Annotated in this window: 26 protein-coding genes; 16 read left to right on the forward strand and 10 right to left on the reverse strand. The window is 73.2% G+C overall.

Annotated features, from left to right (window positions below; all coding sequences use genetic code 11):
• Positions 1–45: 45 nt before the first annotated feature.
• Positions 46–819: a 3-hydroxybutyrate dehydrogenase gene (locus ACIA6C_RS17765; protein ID WP_399276812.1), complete on the reverse strand. Its 774-nt coding sequence runs from the start codon at positions 817–819 to the stop codon at positions 46–48.
• A 269-nt stretch (positions 820–1,088) separates the two neighbouring features.
• Here ACIA6C_RS17765 and ACIA6C_RS17770 point away from each other — a divergent pair, with 269 nt between their 5' ends.
• The 9 genes from ACIA6C_RS17770 (at position 1,089) to ACIA6C_RS17810 (ending at position 8,038) form a co-directional block, all read left to right on the forward strand.
• On the forward strand, positions 1,089–1,328 hold the full coding sequence (locus tag ACIA6C_RS17770) for a chaplin (protein ID WP_399276814.1): 240 nt from the start codon (positions 1,089–1,091) through the stop codon (positions 1,326–1,328).
• Positions 1,329–1,486: 158 nt separating this feature from the next.
• Positions 1,487–2,425, forward strand: coding sequence for an ABC transporter ATP-binding protein (locus ACIA6C_RS17775; protein ID WP_399276816.1), 939 nt, complete (start codon positions 1,487–1,489; stop codon positions 2,423–2,425).
• Entirely contained in the window at positions 2,422–3,423 is a 1,002-nt protein-coding gene (locus ACIA6C_RS17780; protein WP_399276818.1) for an ABC transporter permease, read from the forward strand. The genes ACIA6C_RS17775 and ACIA6C_RS17780 overlap by 4 nt, the downstream gene beginning before the upstream one ends.
• Before the next feature lie 39 nt (positions 3,424–3,462).
• A complete protein-coding gene (locus ACIA6C_RS17785; RefSeq protein WP_399276820.1) occupies positions 3,463–3,855 on the forward strand; it encodes a GntR family transcriptional regulator in 393 nt (130 codons plus the stop codon).
• A 54-nt stretch (positions 3,856–3,909) separates the two neighbouring features.
• The gene (locus ACIA6C_RS17790) at positions 3,910–5,184 is read left to right on the forward strand and encodes a VWA domain-containing protein (RefSeq protein ID WP_399276822.1); all 1,275 of its coding nucleotides are present in this window, start codon (positions 3,910–3,912) and stop codon (positions 5,182–5,184) included.
• Positions 5,184–5,963 carry a hypothetical protein gene (locus ACIA6C_RS17795; protein WP_399276824.1) on the forward strand — a complete coding sequence of 260 codons (780 nt, stop codon included), beginning with the start codon at positions 5,184–5,186 and terminating at the stop codon, positions 5,961–5,963. The genes ACIA6C_RS17790 and ACIA6C_RS17795 overlap by 1 nt, the downstream gene beginning before the upstream one ends.
• Positions 5,964–6,081: 118 nt before the next feature.
• Complete coding sequence (locus ACIA6C_RS17800) at positions 6,082–6,345, forward strand: hypothetical protein (RefSeq protein ID WP_361126451.1); 264 nt, start codon at positions 6,082–6,084, stop codon at positions 6,343–6,345.
• A 158-nt stretch (positions 6,346–6,503) separates the two neighbouring features.
• Entirely contained in the window at positions 6,504–7,226 is a 723-nt protein-coding gene (locus ACIA6C_RS17805) for a helix-turn-helix domain-containing protein (RefSeq protein ID WP_399276826.1), read from the forward strand.
• Positions 7,227–7,429: 203 nt separating this feature from the next.
• Entirely contained in the window at positions 7,430–8,038 is a 609-nt protein-coding gene (locus ACIA6C_RS17810; protein ID WP_399276828.1) for a GNAT family N-acetyltransferase, read from the forward strand.
• Positions 8,039–8,161: 123 nt separating this feature from the next.
• On the opposite strand, the gene ACIA6C_RS17815 is transcribed toward ACIA6C_RS17810, so the two are convergent.
• Complete coding sequence (locus ACIA6C_RS17815) at positions 8,162–9,583, reverse strand: nucleobase:cation symporter-2 family protein (RefSeq protein WP_399276830.1); 1,422 nt, start codon at positions 9,581–9,583, stop codon at positions 8,162–8,164.
• Positions 9,584–9,907: 324 nt separating this feature from the next.
• On the reverse strand, positions 9,908–10,483 hold the full coding sequence (locus ACIA6C_RS17820) for a helix-turn-helix domain-containing protein (protein ID WP_399276832.1): 576 nt from the start codon (positions 10,481–10,483) through the stop codon (positions 9,908–9,910).
• A gap of 146 nt (positions 10,484–10,629) precedes the next feature.
• Between ACIA6C_RS17820 and ACIA6C_RS17825 the strand changes: the two genes are divergently transcribed.
• The 6 genes from ACIA6C_RS17825 (at position 10,630) to ACIA6C_RS17850 (ending at position 16,805) form a co-directional block, all read left to right on the forward strand.
• A complete protein-coding gene (locus ACIA6C_RS17825; protein WP_399276834.1) occupies positions 10,630–11,757 on the forward strand; it encodes an aryl-sulfate sulfotransferase in 1,128 nt (375 codons plus the stop codon).
• Positions 11,730–13,124 (forward strand): uracil-xanthine permease family protein, encoded by a 1,395-nt coding sequence (locus ACIA6C_RS17830; RefSeq protein WP_399276836.1) that lies wholly within the window; start codon positions 11,730–11,732, stop codon positions 13,122–13,124. The genes ACIA6C_RS17825 and ACIA6C_RS17830 overlap by 28 nt, the downstream gene beginning before the upstream one ends.
• 69 nt (positions 13,125–13,193) lie before the next feature.
• On the forward strand, positions 13,194–14,408 hold the full coding sequence (locus ACIA6C_RS17835) for a serine hydrolase domain-containing protein (protein WP_399276838.1): 1,215 nt from the start codon (positions 13,194–13,196) through the stop codon (positions 14,406–14,408).
• Between the two features lie 95 nt (positions 14,409–14,503).
• Positions 14,504–15,718, forward strand: coding sequence for a sensor histidine kinase (locus ACIA6C_RS17840; RefSeq protein WP_399276840.1), 1,215 nt, complete (start codon positions 14,504–14,506; stop codon positions 15,716–15,718).
• Positions 15,715–16,389, forward strand: coding sequence for a response regulator (locus tag ACIA6C_RS17845; RefSeq protein ID WP_399276842.1), 675 nt, complete (start codon positions 15,715–15,717; stop codon positions 16,387–16,389). The genes ACIA6C_RS17840 and ACIA6C_RS17845 overlap by 4 nt, the downstream gene beginning before the upstream one ends.
• 113 nt (positions 16,390–16,502) lie before the next feature.
• Complete coding sequence (locus ACIA6C_RS17850) at positions 16,503–16,805, forward strand: SHOCT domain-containing protein (protein WP_399276844.1); 303 nt, start codon at positions 16,503–16,505, stop codon at positions 16,803–16,805.
• A gap of 2 nt (positions 16,806–16,807) precedes the next feature.
• Here ACIA6C_RS17850 and ACIA6C_RS17855 read toward each other — a convergent pair whose 3' ends face one another.
• The 7 genes from ACIA6C_RS17855 to ACIA6C_RS17885 form a co-directional block, all read right to left on the reverse strand.
• Positions 16,808–17,839 (reverse strand): AI-2E family transporter, encoded by a 1,032-nt coding sequence (locus tag ACIA6C_RS17855; RefSeq protein ID WP_399276846.1) that lies wholly within the window; start codon positions 17,837–17,839, stop codon positions 16,808–16,810.
• A gap of 116 nt (positions 17,840–17,955) precedes the next feature.
• The gene (locus ACIA6C_RS17860) at positions 17,956–18,504 is read right to left on the reverse strand and encodes a DoxX family membrane protein (protein ID WP_361126484.1); all 549 of its coding nucleotides are present in this window, start codon (positions 18,502–18,504) and stop codon (positions 17,956–17,958) included.
• A gap of 105 nt (positions 18,505–18,609) precedes the next feature.
• Positions 18,610–18,816, reverse strand: a complete 207-nt coding sequence (locus ACIA6C_RS17865; protein WP_399276848.1) for a hypothetical protein — start codon at positions 18,814–18,816, stop codon at positions 18,610–18,612.
• On the reverse strand, positions 18,813–19,220 hold the full coding sequence (locus ACIA6C_RS17870) for a hypothetical protein (protein ID WP_399276850.1): 408 nt from the start codon (positions 19,218–19,220) through the stop codon (positions 18,813–18,815). The genes ACIA6C_RS17865 and ACIA6C_RS17870 overlap by 4 nt, the downstream gene beginning before the upstream one ends.
• A gap of 247 nt (positions 19,221–19,467) precedes the next feature.
• Complete coding sequence (locus tag ACIA6C_RS17875) at positions 19,468–20,913, reverse strand: sensor histidine kinase (protein WP_399276852.1); 1,446 nt, start codon at positions 20,911–20,913, stop codon at positions 19,468–19,470.
• Positions 20,910–21,623, reverse strand: coding sequence for a response regulator transcription factor (locus ACIA6C_RS17880; RefSeq protein ID WP_399276854.1), 714 nt, complete (start codon positions 21,621–21,623; stop codon positions 20,910–20,912). The genes ACIA6C_RS17875 and ACIA6C_RS17880 overlap by 4 nt, the downstream gene beginning before the upstream one ends.
• Positions 21,624–21,712: 89 nt before the next feature.
• Complete coding sequence (locus tag ACIA6C_RS17885; protein WP_399276856.1) at positions 21,713–22,627, reverse strand: NADP-dependent oxidoreductase; 915 nt, start codon at positions 22,625–22,627, stop codon at positions 21,713–21,715.
• A 143-nt stretch (positions 22,628–22,770) separates the two neighbouring features.
• Here ACIA6C_RS17885 and ACIA6C_RS17890 point away from each other — a divergent pair, with 143 nt between their 5' ends.
• The gene (locus ACIA6C_RS17890; RefSeq protein ID WP_399276858.1) at positions 22,771–24,093 is read left to right on the forward strand and encodes a hybrid sensor histidine kinase/response regulator transcription factor; all 1,323 of its coding nucleotides are present in this window, start codon (positions 22,771–22,773) and stop codon (positions 24,091–24,093) included.
• The last annotated feature ends 16 nt before the right edge of the window (positions 24,094–24,109 follow it).

Raw genomic sequence — 24,109 nt, forward strand, 5'->3', positions numbered from 1 at the left:
TCGTCCGCCGCCGGTCGCCGTCGCACCCGGGGCTCGGACGGGTCGTCAGCGGGCCGTCCAGCCGCCGTCGATGACCAGGGAAGTCCCCGTGATGGAGCCCGAGTGCGGCCCGCAGAGCATGAGTGCCGCCGAGGCCACCTCTTCCGGTTCGATGAGCCGCTTGACGGGGGACCGGGCGAGCAGAACCTCGCTCAGGACGTCCTCGGCGCTGACCCCGTGGGCCCGTGCCTGGTCCTGGATCTGTCCTTCCACCAGGGGGGTGCGGACGTAGCCCGGACTCACGCAGTTGCTGGTGACGCCGTACGCGGCGCCCTCCAGCGCGGCGACCTTGCTGAGCCCTTCCAGGGCGTGCTTCGCGGCCACGTAGGCCGATTTGTAGGCGCTGGCGCGCAGCCCGTGCACGCTGGAGATGTTGACCACCCGGCCCCAGCCGCCCGCGTACATGTGCGGCAGTACGTGACGCAGCAGCAGGAACGGCGCCGTCACCATGACCTGCTGGATGAGGGCGAAGCGCTCCGGGGCGAACTCGGTGATCGGGGCGACGTGCTGGAGTCCCGCACTGTTGACCAGGACGTCCACGGCGCGCGGCAGGGTGGCGATCGCCGCGGCGTCCGTGAGGTCCACGGCGTGCGCGCGGCCGCCGATCGACGCCGCCACGGTCTTCGCGGCCTCCTCGGCGATGTCCACCACGTGTACGGTCGCGCCGGCCGCGGCCATGGCGAGGGCGCAGGCCCGCCCGATACCGCTGCCGCCGCCGGTCACCAGGGCCACCCGCCCGCGCAGACCGGCGGCGGAGGGGGCGGGATGTGTGCTCGTCATGGCTGCACACACTAGGCGCGGCGCCGGGCGGCGCCCATGGGGCACGTCCACACAGCCGCCCGGACCGCTGTGGCGCACACCGCCATCCGTGGCGGGAGGATCCGGACGCGTGTCCGAGGCTGCGCCGGTCGGGCTCATCCCTTCGCGGGAAAGCGGCTCCAGGAGTAAAGCCGGGACCCGGCAGCAGACGAATGAAGGAGTGCGGACCTGAACCGGACCGTGCGACGCGCACCTCGCGGGTCGCTGGATGCATCTGAAGGAGACACCTCGTGTCGCGTGTTCTGAAGAGTGTCGCCATGGCCCTTGCCGCCGGTGCACTGGTGGTGGGCGGAGCCTCGGCGGCCTCGGCCGACGCCAATGCGGAGGGCATCGCCGTCGGTTCGCCGGGAGTGCTCTCCGGCAACGTGGTCCAGATCCCGATCCACGTCCCGATCAACATCTGCGGCAACTCGATCAACGTCATCGGTGCGCTGAACCCGGCGGGCGGCGCCGTCTGCGTCAACGACTGACCCTCGGCACGCCCTGACCCACGGGCCCCTCACCCCGCCGCTCCGGCGGCGGGGTGAGGGGCCCGCTGCGCGGCGGCCGTTTGACAGGCCCGTCCTCCCCCTCCATGATTCCATTAATCATTTAATGGAATCATGGAGGGGGACGAGGTGTGGGGGAGATGACCGTTCCCGGTCCCGCCGGCACCCGGTGGGCGCTCGAAGCGCACGGGCTGGGAAAGAAGTACCGCCGGGGGTGGGCGCTGCGTGACTGCTCGTTCCGGATCCCCGCCGGTCGCATCTGCGCCCTCGTCGGCCCCAACGGGGCGGGCAAGAGCACGCTGCTGAGCCTGGCGACCCGCCTCACCCAGCCTTCGGCCGGTGAACTGCGGATCTTCGGGGCTCCGGCCGGCGAGACCGCCGCGATGCCCCGCTGGGCCTACCTGGCCCAGGACAAGCCGCTGTTCAAACGATTCACGGTCGCGCAGACGCTGCGCATGGGGGAGGAACTCAACCCCGGCTGGGACCGGGCGGTCGCCGAACGGATCGTGCGGGCGGGGAAGGTCCGCCCCGACGCCCGCGTCGGCGAGCTGTCGGGAGGCCAGCGCACGCGCGTCGCCTTCGCGCTCGCCTTCGGCAAACGCCCCGAACTGCTCCTGCTCGACGAGCCGATGGCCGACCTGGACCCCGTCGCCCGGGACGAGATGGGCGCGCTGCTGATGTCCGAGGCTGCCGAACACGGCACGACCGTTCTGATGTCCTCGCACCTCCTCGGCGAGCTGGAGCAGATGTGCGACTTCCTGCTCGTCCTCGACGCCGGACGCGTCCGCATGGCCGGTGAAACCGACGAACTCGTGCCCATGCACACGCTCGTCACCGGCGTGACCACCGCCGAGGGGGTGCTGCCCGACGCCCTCGCCTCCCACACGGTCATCGAAACCCGTACCGCGGGGAGGCAGTTCACCGCCCTCGTGCTGCGCCAAGGGCCGCTGGACGAGGAATGGCAGCGCACCGAACCCGGTATGGAGGACGTGCTCCTCGGCTACCTGCGCTCACCCGGGGCCCCCGCACTGATCGCCCCGACGGCGGCGCCCGCACATCGAGAGGACCACGCGGCATGACCACGCCCACCCACACCGAGGCCGCCCGGGACGGCCTGGGCAGCCGGGACGTCCGGCGCCGCGGGCCCCGCGGACTGCTCTGGCTGATGGTGCGCCAGCACCGGATCGCCCTCCTCTCCTGCCTCGCCGTGAGCGTCGTCGGCGCCGCCTGGATCCTCTACCAGCGCGGCGCGATGCTTGACACGCTGCACGGCGCCGGCTGGCCCGCCACATCCGCCGACGCCCTCGGCGGCGATCTTCCGAACCAGGTCACCAACCGCTTCAACTCCGCGGCGAGCACCCTGGCCTCCCTGCCCGCCCTGCTGGGGGTGTGCCTGGGGGCCTCGCTCATCGCCTCCGACCTGGAGCACGGCACCGCGCGCCTGGTCACCACCCAGTCCGTGCCCCGCAACCGGTGGCTCCTGGCGAAAGTCGGCTTCGCCCTGACCCTCGCCACCGCCACCAGCCTGCCGCTGAGCCTGCTCTTCGGCTGGTGGCGCGATTCCGTAGGCCCCTTCGCCGGTACCAACTGGTTGCACGACGCCGTTTTCGACGCGTCCGCCCCGGTCCTGGTCGCGACCGCCCTCTTCACCACCTCGCTCGGCCTCGTCATCGGGGCGCTGACCCGCCGGGTGGTGAGCGCGATCGTCCTGACCCTTCTCGCCTCGTGGGCGACCATGGTCGCCGGTGACATGTTCAAGGACGATCTGGCGACGCCCCGCCGGTTCTCCTACCCGCTCGGCAGCGATCTGCCGGCCGCACTCGACCACGTGGTGCAGGTCGACCAGTGGGTGGGCACCGCTTCCGGGAAGCTCTACGGATGGGGCACCTGCGTCCACGACGCGTCCCCCGAGGCATGCCGGGCGAGCCTCGGCATCGTCAACTCGGTCTGGGCCTACTTCGGCGACGACCAGCGGAGCGGCATGGAGTGGACGGCCGCCGCGGTGCTGGTGGCGGCGAGCGCCGTCCTCATCGCCCTGTTCCTCTGGCGTCTGCGCCGCGCCCCGCTCACGCCATAGGCTACGGACCACCGCACGGCAACGAAGGAGGCGGGCACCATGGTCGTATTCCACATCGAACGGCGCGGCGGGCTGCCCGCCTACCTGCAGATCGTCCGGCAGGTGGAACTGGCCCTGCGTATGGGCGCGTTGACCGAGGGGGACAAGCTACCCACCGCCGCACAGGTCGCCGCGGCCACCAAGGTCAACCCCAACACCACCCTCAAGGCCTACCGCGAACTGGAACGCGCCGGTCTCGTCGAAGTCCGCCAGGGCGCCGGCACCTTCGTCACGCACGTCCCCCGGCCGACCGGCGCGCAGCCCGCGTCACAGCTGCGCGGCGGCCTCACCGCCTGGATGCGGGAAGCGCGCGAAGAGGGTCTGGGTGCGCCCGACGTGATCGCCCTGTTCGATGACGCCATCGCCGAGGTCTTCCCGGCCAACACCCCGTAGGACTGGCCGCCCGGGCGTTTTGGTTTGGCGGACCATCCTCAATACGATCCGGCGATGATCACAAGAAAATGGGTGGCGGCCGGGGCCTGTGGCCTGCTGGCCACACTGGCCGTCGGGCTCCTCCCGGCGACCGCCTCCGCCGGTGAACCCGTATCCAAGGAACCCCCCAAGGTGGAACTGGTCCTGGACGTCAGCGGTTCCATGCGGGCCACCGACATCGACGGCCAGTCCCGGATGTCCGCGGCGAAGCAGGCGTTCAACGAGGTGCTCGACGCCGTGCCCGACGAAGTGCGGCTCGGCATAAGGACGCTGGGCGCCACCTACCCGGGCGACGACCGCAACGTCGGCTGCAAGGACACCAAGGCGCTCTACCCCGTCGGCCCCCTCAACCGGACCGAGGCGAAGACGGCGGTGGCCACCCTCGCCCCCACCGGCTGGACGCCCATCGGGCCGGCCCTGCTCGGAGCAGCCGACGACCTCAAGGGCGGTGACGCCACCCGGCGGATCGTGCTCATCACCGACGGCGAGGACACCTGCGCCCCGCTCGACCCGTGCGAAGTGGCCCGGGACATCGCCGCCCAGGGCATCCACCTGACCATCGACACGCTCGGCCTCGTCCCGGACGCCAAGACGCGCGACCAGCTCGTCTGCATCGCCGAGGCGACCGGCGGCACCTACACGTCCGTACAGCACAAGGACGAACTCTCCGGCCGCGTACGGCAACTCGTGGACCGGGCGGCCGCTCCGGTCGTCACCCCGGTCGCGGCCCAGGGTGCCAAGGAGTGCCAGAGCGCGCCGAAGCTGGGCGCGGGCCTCTACAGCGACCGCGAGACGTTCGGCGAACACCGCTGGTACAAGGTCGACGTCAAACCCGGCCAGGAACTGCGCGCCTCGGTCAGCCTCGCCGCGGACCGCGCCGTCAACAACGACTACGGCGTGATGCTGCGTGCGTCGACCGTGCACGGGCGGGAGATCGTCCGCGGCTCCGAGGCGGGCGACGGACGCACCGACCTGATCTCCACGGGCCTGCGCTACCCGAAGGCCGTCCGCGACGACGCGGACGGCAACGCCGAGACGGCGCCCGAGACCGTCTGCCTCCAGGTGAGCAACTCCTTCTCGGCGCCCGCGTCGGTGAAGACCACCCCGGGCATGCCGGTGGAGCTCACGATCGACCTGGTCGACGGCCCGGACCACGCGTCCGACGCGGCCGCCTTCGGTCTCGGCCGGGGCTGGTGGCTGCTCGGCGTGCTGGTCCTCGCCGGCCTCGTCGCCGGTCTGGTCTGGGGCTGGATCTCCCGCTGGCGTATCTCGGTCTGGAGGACCAACTGATGCCTGCCGCACGCCTACTGGCCGCCGCCCTGCTGACCGGCGCCGCCCTGCTCGCTCCGGCGGGCACCGCCCTGGCCGACAGCCCCTCGCCCAAGCCCAGCGGTTCCGCCGCGGGACCGACCGAGGCGGGCACCGCGTTCCGTACCGCCACACCGGTCAAGCTCGGCCAGGAGGCGACCGCCGACGCCTCCACCGGTGACTACCTGTACTGGTCCTTCCCGCTGGACGCGGGGCAGCGCAGCACGGTGCGGGCCAAGGTGGCGCTGCCGCCGTCCGCCTCCCGGCACGCCACCTCCACCTGGCGGATCGACGTCTACGACGGACTGCGCCGCCGCCAGCCCTGCATGTACGGGGTCCAGGCCGCGCCGGCGCCCAAGGAGAGCGCCACGCTGGAACTGTCCTGCACGCTGCGCCCGGTCCGCACCGGCGCCGACACGTGGTCCGACGATCCGCTGCCCGGCACCTACTACCTGCGCCTGACGGTCACCGACCTGGCCCAGGAGGACCTCGGCCAGCCCGTACGGGCGCAGGTGCGGGCGGACGCGAAGGACCTGGGCGGCGCCTACGCCGTGGACGGCGCCCTGGCCGCTCCGCTGGTCCCCGGCATCACCGCGGCGCGGCAGACCGCGTCCGGCACGGAGCCGGAGGACGGCTGGTCCGGCGGCCGGTGGTCCGACCGGTGGATCTGGACCGCGGCCGGGGGACTGCTCGGCGGCCTCGCCGGCATCGCCGGGTACCGCCTGACCCGCGGCTCGGGCCGGCCCTCGCCCCGCGGCTGAGGCGCAGGGCGGCCACGGCACCACGCCGTGGCCGCCCCTGCGCGCGCACGCGGCGCCGGTCGGCGCGGGGTGTACTGGAGGTGTACCGGTACCCGCCGGCCGTGAGGAGGGCCCGCACATGACCACCGCAGAGACCGCCCGTGACGCCGTCCGCCGGATCCTGGGCGAGGAGGCGCACGCCGATGTGACCACCCTCCCGGCCGGGAACCTGGCCATCACGGTGACCAGCGGCGAGCACACCGCCACCATCGACGGCGACGACTCCGCCGGGTGGGGATGGACCGTCGACCCCGGTACGGACGACGGGTTCACCGGCCACGAGCTGATCGCACCGACCCTCGAAGAGGCGCTGGGCGGCGTACGGGAGACCATCGGCGCCTGAATCGACCGGAGCACCGATCACACCTTCATTTCCAAGGGGCTTTGGCGGATACACCGACGGAAACGCATGTTAGTGTGCCCGCTCCTGGATGTTCATCCACCCATCCGTTTCTCCCCTCGGACGCTCCGCGCTTCGAGGCGTTGCGAGGTGTCTTGTACGTGTACAGCACTCCGTTCTCCCCCGCCGAGGCCCGCTCCGCACGCGAACGCGTGGGCCTGACGCCCGCGCAGGTGGCGCAGTCGATGGCGGCCTGCGGCACCCCCGTCCACCCCGAACTGGTCGCCGCCTGGGAGGTCGGCTCCTACGCGCCGACCGACCAGCAGCTCTTCGCGCTCGCCAACGCCCTGTGGTGCGACACCACGACGCTGATGGGCGTCACGCCGCGCACCCTCGCCGAGTTCCGCCTCGCCCGCCAGCTGACGGTCGAACGGCTGGCCTACCGCATAGGCATGGACGCGCACGAGTACCGCGCGGCGGAAGCCGGAGGTACCTGGCACGGGGACACCTGGCAGACCCGGGCGCTGGTGGAAGCGCTGGGCCTGTCACTGCGGGCGCTGACCGGACTCACGGGCCGCGACGACGAACTGGTCGGCCTCCTGCGCACGGCCATCGAGGGCCGGTGGAAGGCCTGCGTGGGGCCGGTGGCCGAAATCGTCGTGGTCGACACGACGAGCGTGGGGGACGCCCTGCGCACGATGCACGCCGAGTTCGCGGACTTCGCCGAGCGGTACATGGGCCACCTCGTGGCCCTCAACGACGACGTCCGGCTCAAGGAGATCGCCGCCGAGCGGTCCGCGTACCTGCGCCGGCTCGTCGACCACTTCTGGGAGTTGCTCGGCGAGGCGGGCGAGGAGTCGCCGTACCCGCTCGGCGGCCGCTGAGCCGCGGAACTCCCGATGACCGGGACGGACCCGCGGGCCCCCGGCCCGGCCAGCGGGTAGCGTGACCGGCCTGATCACCCCTCAAAGAGGCACACGCCTCGGAGTCGCCTGCCAACTCCCCTCGTCCGCGGCGCGCTTCGCGCGGCCCGCCGACCGCGCCCCCGCCCTCTCACCCCCGGAACCCGGCATGCAGAATGACCCGTATGTCGATAGCAAATACCCCGAAAACGGCATCGCTCGACGACGCACCGCTCATCAGCGGCACCCTGGCCCGCGCCTTCGACGACGATCCGATGATGCGCTGGTTCTTCCCTGACGCCGCCTCGCGCGAGGCGACGCTCACCCGTTACTTCGGCACCCTCTTCACCCGCCAGTACGCCCTCCACGGCGTCTGCGAGCGCACCGAGGCCTCCGCCGCGTTCTGGGTACCGCCGGAGGCGCAGGCCAAAGCCGTGCCCGACGCGGAGACCATCCGGCAGCTGATGGGCATCCTCGGCGACCGCGCCCCGCTGTTCGGGGACGCCGTCGGCGAGGCCGCCCGGCACACCCCCGAGGAGCCGCACTGGTATCTGGCGCTGATCGGCGCCGACCCGGCCGCCCAGGGCCGGGGCCACGGCGCGGCCCTGCTGCGCTCGGGCCTGACCAAGGCCGACGCGGCGGGCATGCCGGCCTACCTGGAGTCCTCCAAGCCGGAGAACCTGCCCTTCTACGAGCACTTCGGCTTCGCCGTGCGCAAGGAGGTGCGGCTACCGGGCGGCGGCCCGGTGCTGTGGGGCATGTGGCGCGAGCCGCACCGCCCGGCCGCCGCCTGAGCCGCTGCCGCGGCGCGCCCACCGGGCCGGCCACGAGCGGCTGATCAGGTGGGCGGCCGACGGCCGGGAGACGACCCTCGCCGGCGTCTCATCGGGACCCGACGCGGACCGGGGCGACAGGACCTAGCCGGCGCCCTGCGCGTAACGCGGCTGGAGCGGGACGTCGTCCTCCATGTCGTCCCAGTCGATCTCCATCGTGGAGCGGCTGGTGAAGACGTTGAAGAGCAGGTTCAGGGAGATCGCCGTCAGCGCGCCCAGCGTGATGCCGCTGTCCAGTACGGCCCGGACGTCGTCCGGCATGCGCTCGAAGAACGGCGCCACGGTGGTCGGCAGCAGCGCCGCGCCCAGACTGACCGCCAGGATCAGGGCGTTGCGCTCCTCGCGCAGGTCGACCTTCCCCAGGATCTGGATGCCGACCGCCGCCACCATGCCGAACATGGACAGCGCGGCCCCGCCGAGCACCGGGTTCGGAATCGAGGCGACCAGGCTGCCCGCCTTGGGCAGCAGCCCCAGCAGGACCATGAACACCCCGGCCGCGACGACCACGTACCGGCTCATCACCTTGGACATGCGCACCAGGCCGATGTTCTCGGCGAAGGCCACGTACGGGAACGAGTTGAGGATCCCGCCGAGCAGCGTCGCGACGCCGTCGGCCCGCAGCGCCCTGGCGACCGTGTCCGTGTCGACCCGCTTGCGGGTGATCTCGCCGATGGCGTACACGTCGCCGGTGGTCTCCACCATCGTGATCAGCATGACGACGAGCATGGCGATCATCGGCAGCGGTTCGAAGCGCGGCATGCCGTAGTGGAACGGGGTGGTGACCCCGAACCAGTCGGTGTCGCCCACCGCCGAGAAGTCGGCGTCCCCCAGCACCCAGGCGAAGGTGGTGCCGCCGACCAGGCCGAGCAGTACGGCGACGCTGCTCAGGAACGGCTTGCCCACCCGGGCCACGGCCAGGATGAAGAGCAGGGTGCCCAGGGCGTACGCGAGGTTCTTCGGCTCGCCGTACGCGGGGGTGCCGATCAGGCGCGCACCGCCCGCCGCGTCCTGGAGGGCCACCGGGATGAGGGTGATCCCGATGATGGTGAGGATCGTACCGATGACGACCGGCGGGAAGTACGGGACCAGCTTGCTGAAGACGGGCGCGAACAGGAAGGTCGCGATGCCCGCGGTGATCACCGCGCCGTACACGACGAGCAGTCCGGCGGTGCCGCCGCCCGCACCGAGGCCGATGGCGATCATGGGGGAGACGGCGGTGAAGGTGACACCCTGGACCAATGGCAGCCGGGCGCCTATCTTCCACACGCCGAGCGCTTGGATGATCGAGGCGATCCCGCAGGTCAGCAGGTCCGCGTTGATGAGGTGGACGAGTTCGGGGCGGGTGAGCCCGAGGGCGCTGCCGAGGAGGACGGGAACGATGACGGCCGCCGCGTAGAAGGCGAGGACGTGCTGGAAGCCGTACAGGGCGAGTTGGGGGATCGGCAGCAATTCGTCTACGGGATGCGTCTGCTGGTGCCGGGTGGACTGTCGGGTGACTCGTGCCATCTCTGCCTTGCCTTCGCGAGGTAGGTGAATGAGAAGACCGCCGCCCTCCAGCACCGGGGATGACGGGGCGAGGGCAGGTCGGCTCGTACCGAGCCGACGCCGGGCGGTGTTGCCGACACCACGTCGCTCCGCACTGGAACATGGGCCCTGGATTGGCAGGTTGCCCTTCGATCGGCGCGCAAAGGCGCGCTTCTCCTTGCGATCCGAAGGAGTCTTGGACCGAGGGCGCTCACCATAGCCACATCCGGGCTTTCCTCGCGAGTAACCGGAGACCGGGTACGGGGGCCGTGGCGGCGGGTGCCGCTCCGGGGGAGTCCGGCGAGGTCAGGCGCGGGGGTCCGGGGCGGCCTCGATGTGGTCGGCCACGGCGACGAGCAGTACGCGCGTGCCCTGTTCCAGGGCGCGCCAGCGGTGGCGCACCCCGCCCGAGAGGTAGAGCGTGTCGCCGCGGCCCAGGCGGTGCGTGCGGCCGTCCGCCTCGACTTCCACCGAGCCGTCGGCGACGTACATCAGCTCGTCGTTGCGGTGCTCGAACGCCCGGTCCGCGTCGTGGTCCCCGGTGAACTCCAGGGCGTGCATCTGGTGGTGGCCGCGCACCAGCGGACGGACCCGGGCCGCCGGATCCAGACCGGGATCGGCGTCGGCGCGCACGACGTTCACGCGGCGCGGGGTTTCGGCGGCGGCCATCAGCTGGACGGCGGTCGTCTCCAGGGCGTCCGCGATCAGCTGGAGCGAGCGCATGCTGGGGCGGGCCCGGTCGTTCTCGACCTGGCTGAGGAACGGGGAGGAGAGGCCGGTCGAGGCGGCCACCTCCGCCAGGGTGAGGTCGAGGCTCCTGCGCCGGCGGCGGATGCCCGCGCCGATCCGTGGTGCGGTCGCCTCTGGCGCTTCGTCTCTCACGTGACTCCTCGGTTCAGGTCCGCTCTGCGGATCATCTTCTCGCAGCCCGCGAGGGGCTTCGCACGGCCGTCACAGTGCCGCAACACTCCGCCGTTACCTTCTAACCCAGTTGCTGTCATCAAAGAAAGTTTCACAGGAGGACCGGAATGTCCGCAGTCGACCAGAACGCCCGCCGCCGCCGGGGCACCGGCCTGATCGCGTTCGACCCCGACGTCAGCGAAGGCGGCTACACCCTTTTCGCCCCCCTCACCGGCGACGGCGAGGTGTACCTCATCGACCCGCACGGCACGGTCGTCCACCAGTGGAAGTTCCCCTACCGCCCCGGCCGCCACGCCCGCATCCTCGCCAACGGGAACCTCGCCTACAGCGGCGTACTCCCCGGCGAACCGGCCCTCTTCCCCATGTGGCACAAGTACCGGGGCGGCGTCATGCTCGAAGCCGCGCCCGACGGCACGGTCCTGCGCGAGTACCGCGACCCGCTCCAGCACCACGACGCGCACCACCTCGGCGACGGCCGCCTCCTGTACACCGCGCTCGAACCGCTGCGCGGCGCCGACGCCGCCGGTGTGCGGGGCGGCGTACCCGGCTCCGAGACGGACGCCACCGTGTGGGCCGACACCATCCGCGAGGTCGACGCGGACGGGACCGTGACCTGGGCGTGGAGCGCCGCCGAACACCTGGACCGCGAGGAGTACGCGCTCCACCCCGCCTACTCGCGCGAGCACTGGCCCCTCATCAACAGCGTGGTACCGCTCGCCGACGGCACCATCCTGGCCAGCCTGCGCAGCGTCTCCGCCGTCGTCGTCATCAGCCGGGAGACCGGCGAGGTCGTCTGGCGCACCGAGCCCGGCGTCGTCTCCCAGCAGCACGCGCCGACCGAACTCGCGGACGGCAACGTGCTCGTCTTCGACAACGGCGTCTTCCGGCCCCACTCGGACGTGCCGTACTCACGCGTCATCGAGATCGAGCGGCCGTCGGGCAAGGTCGTCTGGGAGTACCACGACCCGGCCCGCGAGTCGTTCTTCGCGCCCTTCATGGGCAGCGCGCAGCGCCTCGCCGGCGGCAACACGCTCGTCACGGACTCACCCTCCGGCAGGCTCTTCGAGGTGACCCCCGAGGGCTACCTGTGCTGGGAGTACGTGGTCCCCTACTTCGGCGGCTACCGTGAGTCCGAGGTGCGCGGGCTCTTCCCCTCCGAGCCCAACGCCGTGTTCCGCGCCTACCGTTACTCCGCCGGGGAACTGCCGTGGCTGAACGCGCGGAGCACGTCGTGAGCGCCCCGCCCGCCCTCGCTCCCCGCTCGCCGCAGCCGGTGCGACCGGTCGACGAGCGGGTGCCGCTGCGCCGGCTGGTACCGCTGTCCGCGCAGCACGTCCTGGCGATGATCGCAGCGCCCGTCTCCACCACCTTCCTGACGGGCCAGGCCCTCGGACTCGACGCCGCCCGCACCGCGTCCCTGCTCAGCGCCACCCTGTTGCTGTGCGGGGCGGGCGCGCTGCTCCAGTCCCTCGGGCTGTGGCGGATCGGGGCCCGCCTGCCGTTCGTCATGCTGCCCGGCGGGGCGGCGACCGCCCTCTTCCTCCAGATCGCCAAGGACCACGGCCCGGCGACCGCCACCGGGTCCGTGCTCCTCGCCGCGGCCCTGCTCTTCGCCGTGCTCCCGTTCTACGCGAGGATCGTGCGGCTCTTCCCCCCGCTGGTCATGGGCACCACGGTGCTGCTGATCGGCATCGCGATGATCCGGGTCGCCGCCCAGCTGATCACCGGCACGCGCGGCACGCCCGGGTACGCCGCTCCCCCGGCGGTGGTCCTGGCCGCCGCCACCATCGGCAGCACCGTGCTGCTGCTCCTGGTCCTGCGCGGGGTCTGGCGGCAGACGGCGGTACTGCTCGGCATGGGCGCGGGCGCCCTGATCGCGTTCACCACCGGGCTGGGTGACTTCACCCCGGCAGGCGACGGGAGCCTCGGCGCGCCGGCACTGCCGCACCTGCTCCCGTACGGAGCGCCGCACTTCGACGTGCTCGCCGCACTGCCGCTGCTCGTGTTCGGCCTCACCACCCTCGCCGAAGTCACCGGTCAGACCGTCCTCAACAGCGAGACGGTGGGCCGGGACAGCGACCCCGGCCGCGACGTGCCGCGCGTCGCCAGGGCAGATGCGCTGATCTCCGTGTTCGGCGCCCTGTTCGGTACGTCCTTGCTGGTCACCAGCGCGGAGAACATCGGAATCGGCCGTTTGACGGGTGTGCGCAGCCGGTTCGTCACGGCGGGTGCCGGCGTGCTGCTGGTCATCGTGGGTCTGATCGCCCCGCTGTCGCGGCTGCTCGCGGCGATCCCGGCGGCGGTCGTCGGGGGATCCGCCCTCGTGATCTACGGGATCATCGCGGTCATGGGCGTCACCATGCTGGGACGGGCGCTGCCGACCGCCGCCGACCAGGCCCCGGGAGGGAGTTCGTACCCGACCGTCGCGGCACTGGCCCTGACGGCCGGTCTGCTCCCGGTGGTCGCCCCCGACCTCTACCAGGGGTTCCCCGGCTGGGCCCGGACGGTCCTCGGCAGCGGGGTCGTGGCGGGCACCCTCGCCGCGGTACTGCTCCACGCGCTGCTGAGCCGGTCCGCCCCGGTGCGGCGGGCCGCCCCGTAACGGCCGGGGACGCCGGGCCCCTGCGGCGTGAAGGAGCGCACCGGAGGCCTTCCGCCGATACTGAGGAGCGTGAGGCGTACCCGAACGGCGTTGCTCAGCGTTGCCGGAATCGTCGCCGCGATCCTGCCCACCGGCATCCCCTCCGCCGCGGCCGCCACGGCTGCCCCGGGCGGCCCGCAGGCCTGTGTCTCCTCTCCGAAGACCGACGGCGGTCAGGCGGCCCGGGTCAGGGACGTCGTCCGGCAGGCGTCCCAGGACCTGCACCTGAACTCGGTGGTCTTCAAGGTGGACTCGGGAGACCGGGACGTCGTCACGGGCGCCGTGGGGGAGTCCATGACGGGCGTCCCCGCCGACCCCGCCATGCACTTCCGCTCCGGTTCCGTCGCCATCGAGTACATGGCCACCGTCCTGCTCCAGCTCGTGGACGAAGGCAAGGTGAGCCTGGACGACCCGGTCTCGCGCTGGCTGCCCACGCTGCCCCACGCCTCCGAGATCACCCTGCGCATGCTCGGCAGCTCCACCTCCGGACTCCACGACTACGTCACCGACAAGAAGTTCCTCGCCGAACTCGAAGCGGCCCCCTTCCGCCACTGGTCCTTCTCCGACGTCGTCGACATCGCCACGGCCCCGCCGCTCTGGTACAAGCCGGGCACCAGCTGGAGCTACTCTCACGCCAACTTCCAGATACTCGGCGTCGCACTGGAGAAGATCACCGGCACTCCCCTGGACCGGCTGCTGGCCGAACGCATCACGACCCCGCTCGCACTGAAGGGGACGCACAACGCGTTCACCCCCGAGATCCCGGCCCCCGCGCTGCACGCCTTCACCTCCGAACGCGGTGTCTACGAGGAATCCACCTACTGGAACCCCTCCTGGACGACCGCGGCCGGCGCGGTGCTCACCAGCGACATCTGCGACCTGGCCCGCTCGGCCCGCGCCATCGGCAGCGGTGAACTCCTCTCCCCGCAGGGCCTCAGGACGCTGCTCGACCCCGGCACGGTCGGCCTCGGCGGCAAGACCGGCACCTGCCCCGCCGACGTCTGCCTCAAGAACACCGCCGCACAGCACTTCGGCTTCGGCGTCCTCGTCGTCCACGACTGGATCCTCCAGAACCCGTCGTTCAGCGGTTACGCGGCCGTGCAGGCCTACTTGCCGGCGCGGAAGCTGTCCATCGCCGTCACCACCACGCAGGGCCCCAAGGCCACCGAACAGAACCCCGGCCAGACCATCGCCGCCCGCATCGCCCAGGTCCTCGCCCCCGACCATCCGCTGACCACCCACTGAACCCGCCGCCGGCCCGGGCGTACTCCCCCGGGAGTACGCCCGGTCGCCCCGTCCGGCGGACGACGGGGAGGGGCCCGCCCGTCTAGCGTGGCCGCATGGCCAAGTGGCGGCGGCGCGGCGCGGCACGGTGGGCGGACCGGGCGGAGCGGACCGGATCCGGCGGCCTGCCGTGGCGGTCCTCGCTGCTGGTGGCCGTGATCGCCGTGGCCGGCAGCGGATGGGCCGCACGCCTCCAGCCCGGCAGCGAGCCGCTCGGCGTCACCGGCCGGGTCCTGCTGCTGACCGGTCCCGCCCTGCTGGTCCTGCGCCACCGCCACCCGGTGCCCGCCCTGTGGGGCGTCTGCGCCGTCACCGTCGCCTACCTGGCGGGCGGGTACCCCTACGGCCCGGTGTTCATCAGCGTGGCGCTGGCCTGCCTCGCCGCCGTCCTCGCCGGCCACCGGTACGCGGTCTGGACCGCCGCCGCCCTGCTGTGGACGGGGCACCTGCTCATCGGGCACTGGCTCTACCGGTGGCTCCCGCCGCCGGGCGACGGACCCGCCGGCTGGGGTACCGAGGCCGGCGTCACCGCCTGGGTGGCGGCCGTGCTCGCCGCCTGCGAGCTGATCCGCCTGCGCCGCGAGCAGTGGGCCCGCGACCGCGCCGAGCGGGCGGCCGCCGAACGCCGCCGGGCCGGGGAGGAGCGGCTGCGCATCGCCCGCGAACTGCACGACGTCCTGGCCCACAGCCTCTCCGTCATCCACGTCCAGGCGGGCGTGGGCCTCGCCCTGCTCGACTCCGACCGCGAGCAGGCCCGTACCGCCCTGACCACCATCAAGGCTGCGAGCAAGGAGGCACTGGGCGAGGTCCGGCAGGTCCTGGACACCCTGCGCGCCCCGGGCGAGGCGCCCCGCGCCCCCGCCCCCGGCCTCGGCCGGCTCCCCGAGCTCGTCGCCCAGGCGGCCTCGGCCGGACTCACCGTCACCGTCGAAGGGGAACCGGGGGTCCTGCCCCCGGCCACCGACCTCGCCGCCTTCCGCATCGTCCAGGAGGCCCTGACCAACGTGGTCCGCCACTCCGCCTCCCGCACCGCACGGGTCCGCATCAGCCGCGGGCCGGGCCGGCTGGAACTCGACGTGGCCGACGACGGCCCCGCCACCGGCGACGAGGCGGGCGGCAGCGGCACCGGACTGATCGGCATGCGCGAGCGGGCCGCCGCCCAGGGCGGCACCCTGGAAGCCGGGCCGCGCCCCGACGGCGGGTTCCGGGTCCTGGCCCGGCTCCCGCTGACCGCCGCCCCGGCAGACCCCGTACCGAGGGAGGCCGGATGATCCGCGTCCTGCTCGCCGACGACCAGCAACTGGTCCGGGCCGGCTTCCGGGCGCTGCTCGACGCCCAGCCCGACATCGAGGTCACGGGCGAGGCGGCCGACGGGGCCGAGGCGGTGCGCCTGGTGCGCGCTCTCACCCCCGACATCGCCCTGATGGACATCCGGATGCCCGTGCTCGACGGCCTGGCCGCCACCCGCACGATCACCGCCGACCCGGCCCTGACCTCGGTGAAGGTGGTCATGCTGACCACCTTCGACCTGGACGAGTACGTCTTCGAGGCGATCCGCTCCGGCGCGTCCGGCTTCCTCGTCAAGGACACCGAGCCGGAGGAACTCCTGCGGGCCGTGCGGGCGGTCGTCGCCGGTGACGCGCTGCTCTCGCCCGGGGTGACGCGCCGTCTGATCGCCGAGTTCGCGGCGCGCTCCAAGGCGCCCGCGGCGGCCCAGGGCGCCGCGGGACTGGACCGGCTGACCGAGCGGGAGCGGGAGGTGATGACGCTGGTGGGCCTGGGCCTGTCCAACGAGGAGATCGCCCGCCGGCTGGTGGTCAGCCCGCTCACCGCCAAGACCCACGTCAGCCGGACCATGGTCAAACTCGGCGCCCGCGACCGGGCGCAGCTGGTCGTGCTCGCCTACGAATCCGGTCTGGTGCGGCCCGGCTGGCTGAGCTGAGCGCCTACTCCGCCGGGGGTACCCGTACGGCCGCCACCCGTACGACGACGCGGGCCACCGGCCCGGGCAGTCTCGGAAGCGACGGACGGACCACTTCCGAGGAGCTGAACGAGATGAACACACTGGCATTCGACGGGCCCGGCCCGTGGATCCTCTTCTTCCCGCTGATCTGGGCGGCGGTCGTCGTCACGGTCGTCACGGTCCTGCGCCGCACGGCGTGGCGGGGCCGGCCGTGGGCCGCGGGCCGCCCCTTCTCCGGCGGCCACGGATCCCCGGGTGAGGCAGGGCCGATCGCCGTCCTCGGACGGCGTTTCGCCTCCGGGGAGATCGACGAGGACGAGTACTGGCGGCGGCTGTCGGTACTGGACGAACAGTTCGGTCCCGCGGCCGAGGAGGCCAGGGGCCGCCGCCGCTGAGGTCAGGTCGGGGCGGTGGAGCGCAGCGCCTGGCCGGCCGACCACAGGACCGAGACCAGCGGAACCGCGACCACCGCCCCCACCACACCGGCGGCGATGGCGCCCGCGATCACCGACAGCGCCACGATCACCGGGTGCAGCCGCACGGCCCAGCTCATGACGAGGGGGTGCAGCAGATGGCCCTCGATCTGCCCGATCACCACGATCAGGACGATCACCAGCCCCGCGATCAGCGGCCCCCGGGTGGCCAGCGCGATGATGGCGGCGACGGCCAGGGCCACGGGTGAGCCGATGAGCGGGATGAACGCCGCGACGAACTCCAGCAGGGCGAGCGGCACGGCGAGCGGCACGCGCAGCACCAGCAGGGCGACGCCGACGAGGATGGCGTTGGTCCCGGCCACCAGCACGATGCCCCGGGTGTAGCCGGTGAAGGTGCTCCAGGCGGCACGGCCGACCACGGCGACCCGGTGGCGCGCGCCGGCCGGGAGCTGGCCGCAGAACCACTGCCAGTGCCGGTCGCCGGAGTGGATGAAGAACACCGAGCAGAAAAGGGCCAGCGCCGCGACGGTCAGGACCTCAACGAGCCGGCCCGCCCCGGTGACGGCGGTGTTCACGATGTCCGAGCGGTGGCTGGAGAGGTACTCGCCGATCCGGGCCTGCGCATCGCTCAGGGCGTCGGCGTTCAGCCGCAGCGGCGGGCGCTCCAGCCACGGCTGGATCCGGGCCAGCCCGTCCCTGAACTCGGTCACCAGCGAGTCCCATTCACTGGCGACGGTCTCCCCGACGAACGCCAGGATGCCGAGGACCAGGACGATGCTGCCGATCAGGGCGAAGGCGACGGCCAGCGGGCGCGGCACCCACCGCGCCAGGAGATCGGCGAGCGGCCGGAGCATCGCCGTCACCACCAGGCCGAGGAACACCGCCACCGCGACCTCGTGGAACCGCCCCAGGACGACGAAGATGGCGTAGGCGAAGGCGGCCAGGACCAGGATCCGCCAGGCGTACCCCGCCAGCGTGACGAGCAGCGGGGCCACCGCGGACGGGCCCGGGACGGGGTGTCGGCCGCGTGCCCTGCGGGCGGCCGTACGGATTCGGGCGCGGGTCTCGTCCGTGTCCCGGCGCGCCGGGCGCGCTGTGGGTCGCCTGGGCATCACGCGCCGTCGTCCGGGCCCTCGTCGGCCGCGGCGGCCGTGGCGGCCACGGCCGCGTTGCGACGGGTGACGACGACGGTCGCCGCGGCCGCGCTGACGGTGAAGGCCAGCAGCAGCACGGCCGGCCGGTCCAGCCGGTGACGCGTGAAGTGGTCGAGGGAGAACTGCCCCGGCCCCGCGAGACCGAGCGCGGCCGCGACGAAGCCGAGGAAGGCCGGATACTCGAAACCGCCGCCCTGGGCGAAGAACCCGGCGGGCGCGTGGACGGAGACGGCCCCGGCCATCGCGCCGGCCGCGGCGGCGCCCGCCGCCGGGGTGGCCAGTCCCAGCGCGAGCAGCGCACCGCCGCCGGCCTCTCCGAGCCCGGCGGCGACGGCACTGGGACGCGCCGGGGCGAACCCCATGTGCTCCATGGCCTTGGCGGTGCCCGTGAGGCCTCCGCCGCCGAACCAGCCGAAGAGCTTCTGGGCGCCGTGTGCCATGAGCACGCCGCCCGTACCGAGGCGCAGGGCCAGCAGTCCCAGGTCCTTGCGAGGGCTGAACGGCATGGGATCGGACCTTTCCCTAGGCGTGAGACCGGAAGAAGACCTGATCACAAGCCTCACCCGGGCCCGCCGCCCGCGCGCGCCGCAGCAGCCGAATGGCCCACGCGCTCAGTTGTTCTGGGTGGCGTCCGCGTCCGCCTGGGCGGCCGCGTCGTCGGCGGCGTCCAGTTTGTCCTGCATGTCCTTGACCTTGGCGTCGTCCGACACCGACTGGGGGGCCTTGTGCTGGGCGCCGGCGGCCGGTCCGCAGCCGGTGAGCAGCAGGGCCGCCCCGGCGGCGAGCGCGGCGAGGCCCGCGGCGGCGCGCCCGGTCACTTGGACTTCTGGGCGGAGCACCAGGTGCTGACCGCCTTGAGGTCCGCCTGCCGCTTCTGCAGCGTGGGCAGCAGGTTCTTGCGGGCCGTCAGACGGTCGTTGAGGTAGGTGTAGATCTCCGTGTGACCCTCGGACTTGGCGTTGTTGACGCGCTGCTCCAGCCGGGCGATCGATCCGGAGACGGTGGCGTCCCCGTTCAGCCGGGTCACGGCGGCGTTGACGCGGTCCTCGGTCTTCGGCAGACGCTTGCAGATCGCCTTGGCGCCGTCGCCCTTCGGCGCGGACTTCGGCGAGGCGCTCGCGCCCGGGGCGCCGGCGTCGGCCTGCGCGGGGGCGGCGGCGAACAGGGCGCCGGTCAGTGCGACGGCGCCGATCGCGGCGGCGGTCCTGCGGTGGTGCGGCATGGTGGTGTCCCCTTCGTGTGACTGGCCGGCTCTCCTTGGGCGGGTCGGCCGAGCAGGACGGTAGGGGGCGTCTTTGTGGTTTTCTTGTGGGTCCCGGTCGGGTGGTTGCGGCCGGCGGTTCCGGTCGGGTGGTTGCGGCCCGGCGGTCCCGGTCGGCGGCTCCGGTCGGGTGTCCCGGCCCGTGGTTCCGGTCGGGTGGTTGCGGCCCGGCGGTCCCGGTCCGGTCCGGGCGTCCCCGGTCCCGGGCTCAGTCGCCGCGCGAGATCCAGTCGCGGCGGGACGGAAGCGGCGCGGCGGGAGCGTCCGGGGCCGGCAACGGCAGCCGCACCTCGAAGCGGGCGCCCGCCGTGCCCGGCGCCGTGCCGATGGTGACCGTACCCCCGTGCAGCGCCACCTGCTGGGCGACCAGCGTCAGTCCGAGCCCGGAGCCGGGGCTGCCCGGGCGGTGGTGGAAGCGCCGGAAGACGGCCTCTCGCTCACCGGGCGGGACGCCGGGCCCCGAATCGTCCACGGTCAGCACCGCGTACCCGCCCTCGGCCCGAAGCCGCACCGCGACCACGGGCGCCTCGCCCGGCCGGTGCCCGTGGGTCACGGCGTTGCCCAGCAGGTTGTCGAGCAGGATCCGCAACCCGGCGTCCCAGCCCCGGACCGGCAGCTCGGCGGGGAGCTCCGCGGTCAGCCGGGCCTCGGGCCGGCGCCGGCCGGCGTCGCCCACCGCCGCGTCCACCAGCTCCGCAAGGTCCAGCGGGCCGAACGCGGACGCCTCCACCAGGTCGCCCCGGGCCAGCATCGCCAGCGCCGTCAGCAGCTCCAGCAGCCGGGCGTGATCGCTCTGGAGGTCCCGCACCACCTCGGCCCGTTCACCGGGGGAGAGATCGGGGTGGGCCGCGAGCACGTCCAGGTCCGTCCGCATGCTCATCAGCGGTGTGCGCAGCTCGTGCGAGGCGGCGGACGAGAAGGAACGCGCGGTCTCCAGCGCCTGCGCCGTCCGCAGCGCCTGCTCGTCGTAGCGGGCCAGCAACTGGCCGATGGCGGCGGACAGCTCGTCCACCTCGGCGATGTTCACCGGCGCCGTCGCGAAGGCCGCGGCGCCCGCCCGAGGGTCGAGCGCGGCGGCCCGGCGGCTCAACCGCCGTACGGAGGCGGTGGCGCGCCCGGCCAGTCCGTACGCGATCAGGCCCGACGCAGGAGCCGACACCAGCGCGACCAGCAGGACCCGGCCGCGCACGGCGACGAGCTGCGGGTCCGTCGCGGAGGCGGGGACCGTCAGCCACAGCGTGCCCGGCGCCGCCCCGCCCACCGGGACGGCCAGCACCCGCCAGGCGTGCCCCTTGGACCGGACCGTGACGGGCCCGTCCGGGGTCCGGTCGGGCAGCCGGGTCGGATCGGCGGGATGGGGACCGCCCTCCAGGACGAGGTTCCCGTCCGCGCTCCGCACCGTGATCCCGGCGTCGAGCGCATCACCGAGAACCTTGCGGTGCTGGTTCTGCTCCACCTTCGGACGGCCTTTGAGGTCGGCGGCGAGCAGCGCCCTGACGTCGGGCAGGACCGCGGAGGCCCGGTCCCGCAGCCGGGAGTCCTGCTGCTGGTGCAGGTCGCGGGTGACCAGCCCGAGCACCAGCAGCCCCGCCGCGAGCACCAGCAGGGGCACCACGACGGTGACCGAGAGCGCGATGCGGGTGGCGAGCTTCACGGCCGGCTCCGGTCGTCCGGCACCCGCAGGACGAAGCCCACACCACGCACCGTGTGGATCATCCGGGGCCGGCCGCCCTCCTCCAGCTTGCGCCGCAGGTAGCTGACGAACGTGTCGACGGCGTCGGTGCGCACCTCGAAGTCGTACCCCCACACCCGGTCCAGCAGCCGGTCCCGGGTGAGGACGATCCCGGCGTTGCGTACGAACTGCACCAACAGCTCGAACTCCCGCCTGGTCAGGTGAACTTCGGCGTCGCCGTTGCGCACCTGGCGGGTGGCCTCGTCCACCACCAGGGAACCGGCCCGCAGTACGTCCGAGGGGGCCTGGGCCGGCCGGCGCCGCAGCAGGGCGTGCAGCCGCAGCACCAGTTCCTCCAGGGCGAACGGTTTCACCAGGTAGTCGTCGGCCCCGGCCTGGAGTCCGGCGACCCGGTCGGCCAGCTCGTCGAGCGCCGACAGCATCAGGACCGGAGTCTCGTCGCCCCGCTGCCGCAGATCACGGCAGACCTCGGTACCGGTCAGGCCCGGCATCGACACGTCCAGGACGACGACGTCCGGGTTCCGGTCGGCGAGCAGCCGCAGTGCGCCCGGACCGTCCTCGGCGAGGAGCACCGTGAAGCCGCTCAGCCGCAGCCCGCGCTCCAGCGAGCGACGGATGGCGGCGTCGTCGTCCGCCACCAGGACCAGCCCTTGGGACGCCGTACCGGTCACCCTGCCCTCCTCCTGTCGGGCCCGACCCTCTCACGCCCCGGGCCCGCCCCGGCACCCGGGCCCCCGCGCGACGGAGCCGGGCCGAGGACTCAGGGCCGGATCAGCAGTTTGCCGCGGGCGTGCCCCGACTCGCTCAGCTGCTGCGCCTTCGCGGCGTCCGCCAGGGCGAACACCTCCCCGAGACGCACCTGCAAGCGGCCCTCGGCGGCCAGGCGGGCGTGCTCGGCCAGACCGGCGCGGATCGCCGCCGGGTCCGTACCGCCGCCGCTGAACAGGACCCCGTGGTCGGCGGCGGTCGGATCGGCGATGGTGACGACCCGCTCGGCGGAGCCGCCGGCCAGCTCGATCGACAGCGGCAGCACACCCTGGCCCGCCGCGTCGAACACCGCGTCCACGCCCTGCTGCGCCACCGCGAGCACCCGCCCGGCGAGGCCGTCACCGTATTCGACCGCCACGGCACCCAGGGCGCGCAGGTAGTCGTGGTTGGGCAGGGAAGCCGTGCCGATGACGGTGATCCCCGCGGCCACCGCCAGCTGCACCGCCACCGAGCCGACCACCCCGGCCGCCCCGTGCACCAGCAGTGTCTCGCCCGCCTTCACCCGCAGCAGGTCCAGGACCCGCTGCGCGGTCTCGCCGGCCACCGGCAGCGAAGCGGCGCGCTCGAAGGACAGCCCGGCCGGCTTGCGGACGATGTCGTCGGCGATGGCGTACTCGGCGTACGCGCCCGTCCGGGTCCAGCCCAGGACCTCGTCCCCGACGGCGACATGGGTGGCGCCCTCGCCGACCGCGTCGACGACACCGGCGAACTCCAGCCCGGGGACCATCGGGAACACGCTCGGGTAGAACTCCTCGACCCAGCCGTAACGCCGCTTGTAGTCCAGCGGGTTGACGCCGGCAGCCACCACCTTCACCCGGACCTCCCCGGCGCGCGGCTCCGGCTTCCCGATCCGCTCGTGACGCAGGACTTCCGGCCCGCCGAACTCGTTGTAGACGATCGCTTCCATGTCAGTGTCTCCCCGCTGTGGATCTTGTTCGTCGATGGCTCAAGCCTCTGGCCGGACGGCGGGGAATCCGGCCCGTCTTCGGACCAGTGGTACCTGGCCGAAAGTCCAGTGGGGGTCAGGGCCGCGCTGGCTAGGCTGACCCCATGGAGCTGATCGCGACCGCCGCGCCCCTCACCACCCCGACCACGCCCCCGCTCGCCGCGGGGGAGGCGACACTCGCCGCGCTGGCCGCCGGGTACGACGTCATCCGGCAGCCGTTGGGGGAGATCCTGCCCCGGCTCTCGGCGGTCCTCTCCGGACTCGTGCCGCACCGGGCCGCCGCCGAACTGTCCACGCACTGCGCCCACTCACCGTTCAAGTCCTTCGGCGACGAGGTGTACGCGACCCGGATCAGCACCGCGGACATGGAGCCGCTGTTCCGGGCGGGCACCGCCGGACAGCCCTGGCAGGGCAGGGCGGCCATCGCCGGGGCCGACCGGCCGGTCATCGCGGTCATGACCGACGCGACCCGGCGGGGCGCGCTCCTGGTCCTCGTACGCGACGAGGACGCGGCTCCCGCCGAGGACGCGGCACTGGCCGTGGTCCAGGCGCTGTGGACCCTGGTGGTCAGCCACTTCGACCGGCTGGCCGCGGAGGCCGCCCCCGGCGCCCTCGCCCGTTCCCGCGCCGCGGCGGACACCCGCGCCCGGGTCATCGCCGAACTGAGCGCCCGTCACAGCGCCACGCTGACCGCCCTGCTCGGGGTCCTGCGCAGTCGCAACCTCCACGACTCGGCGGCCCGCTCGACCGCCACCGAACTGGCCGTGTCCGGACTGGCCGAACTGCGCGCCGAGGCGGAACGCGACCAGGCCATGGCCGAGGAACGGGCCGACGAGGCCTTCGCCCGGCTCGCGGACTCACTGCGCCCGCTGCTGCGCCACAGCCCCGTACGGCTGGAGCTGGGCGCACCCGACTCCACCCGCAGCGTGGCCGCCGACGTGGCCCACACGGCGCGGGCCATCGCCCGGGAGCTGCTGCTCGCCGTCCTGGAACAGGACCCCGTCACCCGCGTCCACGTGGGCTGGCAGATCACCGGCCAGGAACTACGGGTGACCGTACGGGACGACGGGCCGGGCGGCATGAGCTACTGCGGCCTCGGCCCCACCCGCATCGCGGACCGGCTGGAGGTCCTCGGCGGACGCCTCGACATCGACCCCGTCCCCGGCTGGGGCACCACCGTGTCCGCGGTCATCCCCCTGACCACCCCGGACGCGCCCGCGGCCACCGCCATCGACCCGCTGGCCGCCCTGGGCGCACGGGAACTCGAAGTCCTCATGCGGCTGGCACAAGGACACCGCAACCGCGCCATCGCGCAGGAACTGCACATCAGCGAATCGACGGTCAAGTTCCACGTCGCCAAGATCCTGACGAAGCTCGGTGTCGCCTCCCGCGGCGAGGCGGCGGCCTTCTTCCACGCGGCCGCGTAGCCGGCCCCGGCCCTAG

This window comes from Streptomyces sp. NPDC051578, assembly GCF_044454045.1.
Classification (GTDB): domain Bacteria; phylum Actinomycetota; class Actinomycetes; order Streptomycetales; family Streptomycetaceae; genus Streptomyces.

Excerpts from the sequence above, each read along its gene's own strand:
- ACIA6C_RS17785 (WP_399276820.1), top strand. The coding sequence starts at position 3,463 with ATGGTCGTATTCCACATCGAACGGCGCGGCGGGCTGCCCGCCTACCTG.
- ACIA6C_RS17850 (WP_399276844.1), top strand. The coding sequence starts at position 16,503 with ATGAACACACTGGCATTCGACGGGCCCGGCCCGTGGATCCTCTTCTTC.
- ACIA6C_RS17815 (WP_399276830.1), bottom strand. The coding sequence starts at position 9,583 with ATGGCACGAGTCACCCGACAGTCCACCCGGCACCAGCAGACGCATCCC.
- ACIA6C_RS17810 (WP_399276828.1), top strand. The coding sequence starts at position 7,430 with ATGTCGATAGCAAATACCCCGAAAACGGCATCGCTCGACGACGCACCG.
- ACIA6C_RS17860 (WP_361126484.1), bottom strand. The coding sequence starts at position 18,504 with ATGCCGTTCAGCCCTCGCAAGGACCTGGGACTGCTGGCCCTGCGCCTC.
- ACIA6C_RS17825 (WP_399276834.1), top strand. The coding sequence starts at position 10,630 with ATGTCCGCAGTCGACCAGAACGCCCGCCGCCGCCGGGGCACCGGCCTG.
- ACIA6C_RS17800 (WP_361126451.1), top strand. The coding sequence starts at position 6,082 with ATGACCACCGCAGAGACCGCCCGTGACGCCGTCCGCCGGATCCTGGGC.
- ACIA6C_RS17775 (WP_399276816.1), top strand. The coding sequence starts at position 1,487 with ATGACCGTTCCCGGTCCCGCCGGCACCCGGTGGGCGCTCGAAGCGCAC.
- ACIA6C_RS17845 (WP_399276842.1), top strand. The coding sequence starts at position 15,715 with ATGATCCGCGTCCTGCTCGCCGACGACCAGCAACTGGTCCGGGCCGGC.
- ACIA6C_RS17840 (WP_399276840.1), top strand. The coding sequence starts at position 14,504 with ATGGCCAAGTGGCGGCGGCGCGGCGCGGCACGGTGGGCGGACCGGGCG.
- ACIA6C_RS17885 (WP_399276856.1), bottom strand. The coding sequence starts at position 22,627 with ATGGAAGCGATCGTCTACAACGAGTTCGGCGGGCCGGAAGTCCTGCGT.
- ACIA6C_RS17765 (WP_399276812.1), bottom strand. The coding sequence starts at position 819 with ATGACGAGCACACATCCCGCCCCCTCCGCCGCCGGTCTGCGCGGGCGG.
- ACIA6C_RS17795 (WP_399276824.1), top strand. The coding sequence starts at position 5,184 with ATGCCTGCCGCACGCCTACTGGCCGCCGCCCTGCTGACCGGCGCCGCC.
- ACIA6C_RS17780 (WP_399276818.1), top strand. The coding sequence starts at position 2,422 with ATGACCACGCCCACCCACACCGAGGCCGCCCGGGACGGCCTGGGCAGC.
- ACIA6C_RS17870 (WP_399276850.1), bottom strand. The coding sequence starts at position 19,220 with ATGCCGCACCACCGCAGGACCGCCGCCGCGATCGGCGCCGTCGCACTG.
- ACIA6C_RS17790 (WP_399276822.1), top strand. The coding sequence starts at position 3,910 with ATGATCACAAGAAAATGGGTGGCGGCCGGGGCCTGTGGCCTGCTGGCC.
- ACIA6C_RS17890 (WP_399276858.1), top strand. The coding sequence starts at position 22,771 with ATGGAGCTGATCGCGACCGCCGCGCCCCTCACCACCCCGACCACGCCC.